The organism is Mesorhizobium sp. M0437 (genome assembly GCF_040321335.1).
Taxonomy (GTDB): Bacteria; Pseudomonadota; Alphaproteobacteria; order Rhizobiales; family Rhizobiaceae; genus Mesorhizobium.
This window is the reverse complement of record NZ_JAMYRK010000112.1, coordinates 1-10,222: the sequence shown is the minus strand read 5'-3', so window position 1 is coordinate 10,222 and position 10,222 is coordinate 1. Positions and strand designations below refer to the sequence as shown.

General features: G+C 59.8%; 8 protein-coding genes and 3 pseudogenes. 4 read left to right on the top strand and 7 right to left on the bottom strand.

Going from position 1 to position 10,222, the window contains the following annotated elements:
* Window positions 1-588: 588 nt before the first annotated feature.
* On the top strand, window positions 589-1,869 hold the full coding sequence (ltrA, locus tag NKI72_RS32895) for a group II intron reverse transcriptase/maturase (RefSeq protein ID WP_352851997.1): 1,281 nt from the start codon (window positions 589-591) through the stop codon (window positions 1,867-1,869).
* Between the two features lie 291 nt (window positions 1,870-2,160).
* Here ltrA and NKI72_RS32890 read toward each other — a convergent pair.
* From NKI72_RS32890 to NKI72_RS32880, 3 genes and pseudogenes are all read right to left on the bottom strand, one after another.
* Window positions 2,161-2,356, bottom strand: a pseudogene (locus tag NKI72_RS32890) (ISNCY family transposase); the annotation flags it as partial.
* 73 nt (window positions 2,357-2,429) lie between these two features.
* A complete protein-coding gene (locus NKI72_RS32885; RefSeq protein WP_352851996.1) occupies window positions 2,430-3,011 on the bottom strand; it encodes a UPF0149 family protein in 582 nt (193 codons plus the stop codon).
* A 14-nt stretch (window positions 3,012-3,025) separates the two neighbouring features.
* On the bottom strand, window positions 3,026-3,259 hold the full coding sequence (locus NKI72_RS32880) for a transposase domain-containing protein (protein WP_352851995.1): 234 nt from the start codon (window positions 3,257-3,259) through the stop codon (window positions 3,026-3,028).
* A 309-nt stretch (window positions 3,260-3,568) separates the two neighbouring features.
* Between NKI72_RS32880 and NKI72_RS32875 the strand changes: the two genes are divergently transcribed.
* Both NKI72_RS32875 and NKI72_RS32870 read left to right on the top strand, forming a co-directional pair.
* Window positions 3,569-3,751: a PX domain-containing protein gene (locus tag NKI72_RS32875; RefSeq protein WP_352851994.1), complete on the top strand. Its 183-nt coding sequence runs from the start codon at window positions 3,569-3,571 to the stop codon at window positions 3,749-3,751.
* Window positions 3,738-5,792, top strand: a pseudogene (locus NKI72_RS32870) (recombinase family protein); the annotation flags it as partial. The gene NKI72_RS32875 and the pseudogene NKI72_RS32870, both read left to right, overlap by 14 nt.
* Here NKI72_RS32870 and tnpC read toward each other — a convergent pair.
* The 3 genes and pseudogenes from tnpC to tnpA all read right to left on the bottom strand — a co-directional run bounded on the left by tnpC (window position 5,693) and on the right by tnpA (window position 8,015).
* A pseudogene (tnpC, locus tag NKI72_RS32865) lies at window positions 5,693-7,185 on the bottom strand (IS66 family transposase). The pseudogenes NKI72_RS32870 and tnpC sit on opposite strands and share 100 nt — an antisense overlap.
* 72 nt (window positions 7,186-7,257) lie before the next feature.
* Window positions 7,258-7,608, bottom strand: coding sequence for an IS66 family insertion sequence element accessory protein TnpB (tnpB, locus tag NKI72_RS32860; protein ID WP_352851993.1), 351 nt, complete (start codon window positions 7,606-7,608; stop codon window positions 7,258-7,260).
* Complete coding sequence (gene tnpA, locus NKI72_RS32855; protein ID WP_352851991.1) at window positions 7,605-8,015, bottom strand: IS66-like element accessory protein TnpA; 411 nt, start codon at window positions 8,013-8,015, stop codon at window positions 7,605-7,607. The genes tnpB and tnpA overlap by 4 nt, the downstream gene beginning before the upstream one ends.
* An 84-nt stretch (window positions 8,016-8,099) precedes the next feature.
* Between tnpA and NKI72_RS32850 the strand changes: the two genes are divergently transcribed.
* Window positions 8,100-8,357, top strand: a complete 258-nt coding sequence (locus NKI72_RS32850; RefSeq protein ID WP_352851990.1) for a hypothetical protein — start codon at window positions 8,100-8,102, stop codon at window positions 8,355-8,357.
* Window positions 8,358-8,627: 270 nt separating this feature from the next.
* Here the strand turns inward: NKI72_RS32850 and NKI72_RS32845 are convergent, their stop codons facing one another.
* Window positions 8,628-9,629, bottom strand: coding sequence for a GlxA family transcriptional regulator (locus NKI72_RS32845; protein ID WP_352851998.1), 1,002 nt, complete (start codon window positions 9,627-9,629; stop codon window positions 8,628-8,630).
* Window positions 9,630-10,222: the final 593 nt, after the last annotated feature.

The following is a 10,222-nucleotide window of genomic DNA, read 5'->3' as shown; positions in this document are numbered from 1 at the left end:
TAGCGGAAGCATTATAGCTAGACTAGTTTCCGTCCACAGTGTGCTGCAGCAAGCAGAAGGAGGTTCGATGGTGAACTGACAACATGCTGAGAAGCTGCGTGAAAGATGAGGGTAGGCCCCTCGGGATCGGCTTTCAGGAGCGGGTCTCAAACCAGCCCAAGCTGCTGTGGTAGAAGAGCCATGGTGGTTAGCGTTGGGTCAAAAGCCGCGGACATGATCCGGGACAGGTAGGCATCCGGAAGATGAGCACAAGCAAACCTTCGATGACGCGTCGTTAGAACTCTTTGATACCACTAAAACCGAGGGCGTGTGGATCTCTCGGGACAGGTCCGTCGGAAGCCTGATGACTGGGCGGACAGTGGACGGCGTATAGGGGGCATGAGCCGGATGCAGGCTTTTGCGCGGAACTGCAGGAACCAGCTTTCTGATGCCAAGGGAGAAGCACAAGCGGCACACCACCGTGAGGCGAGGGTACCGATGCAGGAAGTTGGGGCGGATCGACCCGTAGTAGTGATGAAAGTCCTGTAATGGGGCTGGAGCGAAGGGGTCGGATCAGGTGGTCGTATTTTCGAAGCAACTGGCAACAGGATGACAACGACAGATGCGACAGACAAGCCGTTTATGATCGATAAGCGGCTGGTGTACGAAGCCTATAAAGCGGTCAAATCCAATGGTGGTGCGGCTGGCGTGGACGGGCAGACGATCGAGCAGTTCGAGGCCGACTTGAAGGGGAATCTCTACAAGATCTGGAATCGGATGAGCTCGGGAAGCTATTTTCCGCCACCGGTGCGTGCCGTTCCCATTCCAAAAAAGAGTGGTGAGGGCCAGCGGATTTTGGGTGTGCCCACCGTGAGCGACAGGATCGCGCAGATGGTGGTCAAGCAGCTCATCAAACCGGATCTCGATCAAATCTTCCTGAAAGATTCCTACGGTTACAGGCCGGGAAAATCGGCACTCGTTGCCGTAGGGGTCACGCGTCAGCGGTGCTGGAAATATGACTGGGTTCTAGAATTCGACATTAAAGGACTGTTCGGGAGTCTTTCCCATGAGTGGATGCTCCGGTTTGTCGAGCATCGAGTCGGGGATCCGCGTCTGATCAGCTTGATCAGGCGCTGGTTGAAAGCAGGTGTCATGGAGGATGGAGCTGTCCACCCGAGCGATGAAGGAACGCCACAAGGCGGATCGATCAGCGTTTTGCTGAGTAACGTGTATCTGCACTACGTTCTCGACCTCTGGTTCGAGCGTGTCGTGAAGGTCCGGCTGAAGGGCGAAGCCCGGTTGGTACGTTATATCGACGACTTTGTGATCTGCTTCCAACATCAATCGGACGCGCTCCAGGTCCAGGAGGCCTTGCGTCACAGGTTGGGCAGGTTCGGCCTCACCCTGGAACCGACCAAGACCAAGCTGGTCGAGTTCGGTCGGTTCGCGCAGCGAGACGCGGGCAAACGCGGCAGAAGTCGCCCAGAGACAATCTATTTTTTGGGTATGACGCTGTACTGCTCGCGGAACCTGAAGGGTAACTTCAAGGTGGGGATGCGAACGGAGAAGTCTCGGCTTCGCCGTAGCATCTCGTCAGCGCAAGAACTGATGCGGCGTATTCGACATTACGGCATCAGCGATCAGGTCAGCGAAATCAACGCTGCTGTTCGTGGCCACTATGCCTACTATGGCATCGCCGGAAATCTCCGGTCGTTGCTCAAGGTACATCGGGTCACGGAACGCTACTGGTGCCGGATGTTGCGCAGCCGCAGCCGGGATGGCGGCCGCCTTACTTGGGATACTTTCAACCAGATCAAAGAACGGAACCCGATACTGCGACCGAAGCTGCGGCTCCCGTACCGGGCGCTGCAAGCACTCGCCGTGCTGTGAACCAACTGCCGAAGAGCGTAGTGCGGTAGCTCCGCACGCTACGTTCTGTGGGAACCGGAGGCGGGCGACCGCCTCCGGTGACCCGGTGAGGCGCGCAAGCGTCTCCGCTACTCGCCAACACGTGTATTTCGCAGCGTTTACAGATGTTTATGCTAGGCTGGGTCGCCTTAGCGACGGGATTGATGGGATCACGGGCGCTGACCGTCGACGAGATAGCGTGGTCAGCACTATCAGCCGCACGCCGCGATGGCCGGCAATGGCCGGTGCAACGCAACGACACGGGATTGGCATTCAGGTCGCTTTGAGGCGGGTGAAGAGGACGAGGCTATAGGCCACGACCGAGGACCAGACGTAGGTCTTGAAGTGATCGAGGCCTCGCCCAGGTGCAACGCGCCAAACCGTAAGCACGCTTGAGGCATGAGATGCCGGCTTCGGTGCCGGCGCGGAAGTAGCGCAGCTCGCGATAGACCCACTTGCTTTTGGTAAGCGATGCGCCAAGGCACCTTTCCCGAAATCGTCTTGATGGTTAGATCGCTCGTTGGTCCGCGCGGCGGCGCCGATCACTTCGGATCGTCATAACGGGTGACGTAGTGGAGTTCGCGCAGGGCGGGGATGACGAGGGCGATGTCTTTGTAGGCCTCGTGCTCGATGAAATGCGCGGTCTCGGGCCCCGGCCTGGGCTTGCCGAGGACGGGCCTCCCCTTTTTGTCGACGCAGTAGATCAGGATCGGCAGCAGCAGGCCGTGGTTGGGGTTGTCGAGGTCGAGTAGCCGTTTCCATTTTTTGATGTTGAGATTCATGGCCGCGTGGAATCCCTGGCACCACGGCCGAGGGTCGATGCCGCCGCTGGGCTTTGTGGCGAATCGAGGCGCATAATCCTGCGGTCTGTCGAAGAGCGTCTCGTTGATCCGGTTGTGGATCCTGGCGACGCTGGCAAACACGGCGTGATCGGTTGCAGACCCTTTGGCCAAGACGTCGCGCCGCAATCCCATGAGCGGGCACATCCAGTCTTGCGGGTCCGGGTAGCGCGGCCCGGTGACCGCTGCCGTTACGAAGCCATCCAGCGCCGACATGGTCCGCACCAGCGGGCGGTTGGTCTTGGCAGCCATCCAGGCCTCGAGCGCCTCGTCCGACAGCGCCATGTCATCTAGCGCGCTCATGCCGCCAAGGAGAGCTGCATCTCTTCGCGGCGCACCCAATTCCACGGCATCAGTTCGTCCCAGCGCGAGGCTGGCCAATCATTCTGGATGCGCTCGGTGACGTCGGCCATGTAGGCCTCGGCATCGACGCCGCAGAGCTTGCAGGTCTCTATGACGCTGAGCACGACCGCTGACCGCTCTGCCGCGGCGAAGCTGCCCGAGAAAAGCCAATTGCGCCTTCCGACCGTCAACTCGCAGACATTCTGCCCATGTCGGGCGCGAGGTTGTCGTTTGGTATCGATGGCATCCGTATTTCGAGCGGACCGTTCGATGCGAGTATACCGAGGAGCGGGCGAACGGCAGAGTCGCGCACATTGTTGTGCGGCATGGCGAAGTCATTGTCGTTCCCGCATGGATGTTGGATCGCGACGTTTGCCAAGCGTTCAGCTTGGGCAGCCCTCGGGTGACCGTGGATGCGCTGACTGACCTTCACAACCTCTTGATCCATCGGGGATTTCGTAATGGCCTTGCGAGCGGTTCGAACGCTCAGGAGGTTATCGATGAAGACATTGCCCCCGCCAAGCCGGCTCCCAGCACTGCGGCAGTTGATCATGCCACTCGACTCCCGAGCCCTGGACGGGCTGACGAGAGCGCAACGCGCGGCCGCGGTCGCGAGCCTCGCCAAGCTGCTGATGGCGGCTGCAGGTGTCGCGGAGAAGGAGATGACCGATGACGGGCGGTAATCTTCTTCCCATGGCACTCCTGAAGCGCAAGGCCGTCGTCTACGTCAGACAGTCGACGGCCCAACAGGTTCATGCAAACCTTGAGAGTCAACGCCGGCAATATGAGCTGGTCGACGTTGCGCGGCGTTGGGGGTTCCACAATGTCGAGGTGATCGACGAGGATCTGGGCCGCAGCGCGAGCGGCGCCGTCGAGCGCCCGGGTTTCGAGCGGCTCGTCGACGATCTGTGCACCGGTCATGTCGGCGCAGTATTGTGTCTTGAGGCCTCTCGGTTGTCGCGCAATGGTCCGGACTGGCACAGGCTGCTTGAGCTTTGCGATCAGGTCGATGCGCGTGATCGATATCGATGGCATTTATGATCCCGCCAAGCCGAACGACCGGCTGTTGCTCGGCATGAAGGGCAACATCAGCGAGTTCGAGCTTTCTGTCATTCGGGCGCGGATGTACGAGGCCGCGCGGCAGAAGGCCCAGCGGGGCGAACTGCGGATAAGTGTGCCGATCGGCTACATCTGGCACCGCGATTACGGCCTGGGTTTCGACCCTGATATTCGGGTCCAGGAAGCCATCAGGCTTATATTCGCGCGGTTCCGCGAGATCGGCAGCGCACGCCAGGTGCTGATCTCGCTCAATGCCGAAGGCATGCATTTTCCGCGCCCATCTGACGGCAAGATGATGGTCTCCTTCGACTGGGTTCCGATCCGCTATCGCAACGTCATCAGCGTATTGAAGAACCCTTTCTATGCGGGGTCTATGTGTACGGCAAAACCCAGAAGCGGACCGAGATCGTCGATGGCCGCGTCCGCAAGAGCTACGGCCACCGTAAATCCCATGAGGATTGGGCGGTTGTGCTCAGGGAGCATCATGAAGGCTATGTCGGCTGGGACGAGTATGAGCGGAATCAGAAGCTGCTCGCCGCCAACACCTACGGCAAGGGCGGCGGTGTAAAGTCCGGTCGGGGCGGAAGGGCTCTTCTGGCCGGCATGCTCACCTGTGGTCATTGCGGTCGCCGCCTGTGCGTCGTTTATGTCGGCCGTGGCATCGGTTATCATATCTACCGTTGCGACCGTTCGAACCTCATGCTGGCGCGACCCCGATGCATGACCGCCAATGGCGGTCGAGCTGACGCTGCGATCTCGCAGGAGGTTTTGCGCGCCGTGGCGCCCATGGCGATCGAAGCAGCATTGGAGGCGGAGCGCATGCATCTCGAAGGCGAAGCGCAGAGAAGGCAGATGCTTGAACTGGATTTGCAGCAGGCCCGCTACGAAGCCTCGCTTGCCGAACGACGCTATGCGGCCTGCGACCCCGACAACAGGCTCATAGCCGCTCAGCTTGAGAAGAGCTGGGAGGCCACGCTTCGCCGTGTCGAAGCCTGCGAAGCCCGGCTCAACAATCGGCAAGTTCGCGATGACGCCGCCATCCCGGATTTTGCCGGCCTGGCTCAGGATCTCAGGGCTGCATGGGACGCTTCCGATGTCGACATGCGTTTTCGGCAGCGGCTCCTGCGCGCGCTGATCAAGGATATCGTCGTGACCGTGGACGATGGTGCGAGGCAGGTCGAACTCACTATACACTGGCAGGGCGGACAGCATTCGCAGGTTCACATGCGCAAGCAAAAGTCCGGCGAGCACACCAAAAGCACGCCCGAGGAGGCGATGGCAATCATCCGATCGATGGCGACGCGCTGGTCCGACGCAGATGTCGCCGCCACGCTCAACCGCATGGGGATGCGGACCGGTCAGGGAAAGACCTGGACAGGGCATCGCGTCAGCTCGTTGCGCCGGGTGCACAAGATCGAGGGCTACCGGTCTGCCGGCAATACTGGCGGAGAATGGCTCACCATGTCGGAAGCCGCGACCAAATTCGGCGTCACCAACCATAAAATCCGGCGTGTCGTCGAAGCAGGGCTGTTGCCCACCGAGCAAATCATGCCCGGCGCGCCCCATCAAATCCGCGCAGCGGACCTCGAAAAGCCCACCGTCAAGGCCGCGATCTCGCGTAAAGGCCCGTGTCGCGTCACCGACCAGACCAGAAATCCCTGTTTTCCGCCATTTGAAAAGGAGCAGCATAATGAATCAGGCATCGTAAATCCACGAATGGCCCGCTCCGCGATCAGGTTGTCGGGCTCGAGCTGGCCATCGTAGAGGAAGCGATTGAACGCGCGCAATCGGTTGGTGCCATAGGCGAAGGCCTTGGCGATATCGGCATGGCGCGACAAACCCTTGCCCTGGCGCATGAGCTGTCGTCGCAGCGCGCGGACCAGTGGTCGGGTCCGCATTCGTCGTGCGGCCAATCGCTCGGCGGGCGGGAGCCCCCGTACCTCTTCCTCGATCCGGTAGATCGCCTGGATACCGGCCATCGCCGTCGTGCTGAGCTCGGTCGGCTGGCTTCGTGAACGTCGAATATCTTGCGACGTAGATGGGCCAGGCAGGCAGCTTCTCGAATGGCGCCGCCCTTGTAGAGCTGGTTATAGCCGCTGAATCCGTCGGCCTGGAGCGTGCCGGTAAATCCGGCGAGCTCGCTCATCACGCTCTCGCCGGCGCGGCCCATGGTGGCGCGATACCAGGCGATCGGCGGCTCCTTCGAACCCGAGTTGCGATCGTCGGCGACATAAACCCAGAGCGCGCCCTTGTGTGTCTTGCCGGTGCCGGGCGCCAGGATCGGATGCCGCGTGTCGTCGGTGTGAATCTTGGTGCGGGTACGGCCGATCTCACGGATGCGGTTGTAGATGGGATCGAGCAAGGCGGCGGCGTAGCCGGCGCTGCGCGCAAGCGTGGAACGCTCGATATCGACGCCCTTGGCGGCCATCATCTGTACCTGACGGTAGAAGGGCAGATGATAACCCCACTTGGCCATCATGATATGGGCGAGCGCGGCATAGCTGAGCTTGCCGCGCGCGATGGCCTTGGCTGGTGCGGGCGCCTGGATGATTTTATCGCAGGTCCGGCAGCTGTACTTGGGTCGAACGGTCTCAATCACCTGCCAGGCCTGGGCGACCAGATCGAGCATCTCGTCGCTATCTTCGCCCATGGCGCGCAGATCGCCGCCGCAGCCCGGGCAACATGCGCAAGACGGCTCGCGAACGACCCGCCTGCGCGGCAGGTTGGGGTTGAGCTTGCGAACCGGCAACACCCGCACCTTGTCGCTGTCAGCAACGATGGGCAGCTCGATATCGGGCACGCTGGCGGCGAAATCGGTCTCGAGATCTTCGAGTTCGAGCTGCATCTGGCCGAGCTTCTCGGAGGAGCGGCCGAAGGCCTTGCGGTTGAAGCGATCAATCCGCAGCTGCAGGCGCTGGATGCGAAGTGCGGCCTCGACGCGCTCTCTTCGCAGCTGTTCATCGCGTTCGGCGATGGTGATGTCACGGGCAGAAACGGCCGCCTCCAGAAGGGCGATCCGAGCGAAGAAATCAGCGGTTGAGGGAGCTTGTTCCGACACCCAAATTACATACCCGAAAGACCCTCGTTACGGAAGAAGAAACAACACAAAATCAATGAGAAATGACCGAATTTAGCCGGCCAGACGCGGTCGATAAATCTTGTTCGGCCGGCGCCAGTCGATCCCGTCCAGAAGCAGCGAAAGCTGTGCCTTGGTGAGCAACACAGTCACCTGATCCTTGGTGGTCGGCCAGGCGAAACAACCCTCGGAAAGCCGTTTTGTAAAAAGGCAGAACCCCTGGTCGTCATGCGACAGAATCTTGATGATATGACCCTTGTGTCCACGGAAGCAGAAGATCGCGCCGGTGTGCGGGTCGAGCGCGAGCACCTGCTGCACCATCCGCGCCAGGCTGTTGATCCCGCGACGCATGTCGGTCGCGCCGCAGCACAGGTAAATCCGGTCGGTCGGCACCACCGTGATCACCTGGTCAACTCCGCCAGGACGATGCGCAGTGCTGTCGGATCGACGGTCCCGTCGATCCGCAATCGCGTGCCACTCGGAAAGGCCACGACGATCTTGCCGGCCGGGTCCGGACAATCGGCGACGGGGCGTTCGACACCGGTCAGATCGCTCACGTCGATGCGCGCGAAGGTCGCCATCGCCTGATCGGCATCAAGCTCGCCGCCGGCTATCTGCTTGCGCCAGGCATAGAGCTGGGATGGAGCTACGCCGAACGCTTGCGCGACCTCGGTCACCGACGACCCCGCCGCGCTCGCCAGGTCGACCAACGCGCGCTTCTCCGTGCAACTCCACAGCCTTCGTTGCCGCACGCGCCCGCGCACCGTTGTAAGATCTTCGGCCGCCGCGGCGCCGCTTAACTCGGCGACCATATCGCCCCCTGCATGTTCCAATGTCATGGCGCGAAAGCTTGAAGCCGATCGCCAGTCCGATCAAACACCGGCCACCGTTCCGGTATGAAGCCGGCCACCATTCCAACCAAAGACAGGCCGGTTTTCGGCACCGAAGATTACCTCTTGGGTAGCAACTTTCGCCTGATCACCTTGATCCGGCGCTGGTTGAAGGCGGCCTTCATGGAAGATGGAGCGGTCCATCCAATCGACGAAGGAACTCCACAAGGGGGATCGATCAGCGTGCAGCAGAGCAACCTTTACCTGCACTACGTTCTCGATACTAGGCCTATTACGGCGTGGCCGGAAATCTCCGGTCGCTGATCAAGGTGTACCAGGTCGTGGAGCGTTGCTGGCACTCGCGGTACCGTGAACCAACTGCCGAAGAGCGTGGTGCGGGAAAGCCGCACGCCACGTTCTGTGGGAACCGGGGGGCGGGCGATCGCCTCCGGTGACCCGGTGGGCGGCGCCGTAAGGCGTCCCCTATCCCGATCGGTCACGCTCCGCAGCACAAGGGAATCGCAAAACCGAATTGCAGGAAACAGCCCCCAAACACCGCAAATCCTGCAATCCAAAACCTACCGTCCGCCTCAATCAACATGCCAGATCAATGGCTTGCGGATAGTTCACGGTCGACTCATTCACCGGAATGTCTAAAAAAAGCTGCTTCGACGTCACTCTCCCTTTACGGACTTCGTGTGGTGCCATCCCATATGTTTCACGAAAGGATTTGGAAAAGTGCGACGCCGAGATAAATCCACAGGCGATGGCGATATCGACAATCGGTATGGCAGACTGAGTAAGCAGCATTCGAGCACGCTCTAGCCGCAGTTCTCGATAGTAAGAAAGAGGTGACCGACCTAATTCACGTCGGAATAGGCGTTCAACCTGGCGGCGGGAGCGCTTTACGCTTTTTGCAAGTTTTTCGATCGGCAGTGGTTCCGCCAGATGATGTTCCATCTGCTCGATAAGTTTAATCATTATCTGATTGGAAATGCCGTGCTTTTGTGAAAGCGGCAGCCTCTGGCGCTCATTCGGCGCCCTTACGCGCTCGACGATTGCCTGCTCGCATATACCTGCTACGGTCTCGTCACCGAAATGCCGTTGAACCAGATGCAACATCATATCCAGTGAGGCCGAACCGCCAGCACACGTCCAAATATTGCCGTCGACCTGATATATGACTGCAGCCACAGGAACTTCCATATATCGCTCGCTGAAGCCGGGAAGTTTCTCCCAGTGAATCGTGCAGTACTTGTCGTTCAGCAACCCAGCCTTAGCCAGTATGTAGGTGGCGGTCCCAACGCCGCTCACGGCCACTCCACAATGCCTGCATTCGCGAAGCCAAGCTTCCAACGATTTGCTCGAGTAGCTCTCCACATCCTGATCGGCGCAGATAACGACCATGCTCGGGCGACATTCTTCGAATAAGCGACGTCGTTCAGTTGAGATGGAACTGTTAGTTACAGCTGAAAGCCCGCAAATGGCTTGAACCGCGCCACCGGACGCTGATGCGACCCGCCAACGATACGCCTCATAACCCAACACACGATTCGCCAGGCGCAATACCTCTACCGCCGAGGAGAAAGCCAGCATGGTAAAGTCCGGGACCAGATAGAACACGATGATGATTGGCTCATGGTCGATATCCTCGCCGGCGTTCCTGACCCCGAAAGAACTGGATTGATATGGCTGCTGCGTAATCATGCATGTTGTCCACATTTGCAGCGTTTCTCAGAACGCGCGAGAGAAGGCGGAAATGGAGTGAGCTATGAGCTCGCGGAACTGTCACATCGATTGAACCTTGGATTTTGTTCCGGCTGAGCTTTCTTGCCGTGCGTCGGCTTGAGGCTGTACAGCATTGGGCCTTCGGCGCCGCGCAGCGCTCGATCCCCGCTGCTCTCCTGCTGCGTTGCTAAGCATCTTCATCGGTCCAAGCCACGTACAGAACAAAATAAAGATATCGAGAGCGAAGACCCGATCGCCGTGACCTCTGTGCCTTGCCAGTGGGGCAGCGACAAGTGCCATTCGGATTGGCCGGATAGATTGTCCGCATGAACCCCACTCTCTCGATCAGACCCGCGCCGACAAAGCAAATAGATCGACGCCAAGAGTGGTGCGGTCCTGTGCTTCGTTAAGAATGGAGCTCGTTTGAAAATGCGCGCGCTTAGCTATGGTGCCTTTGCTTC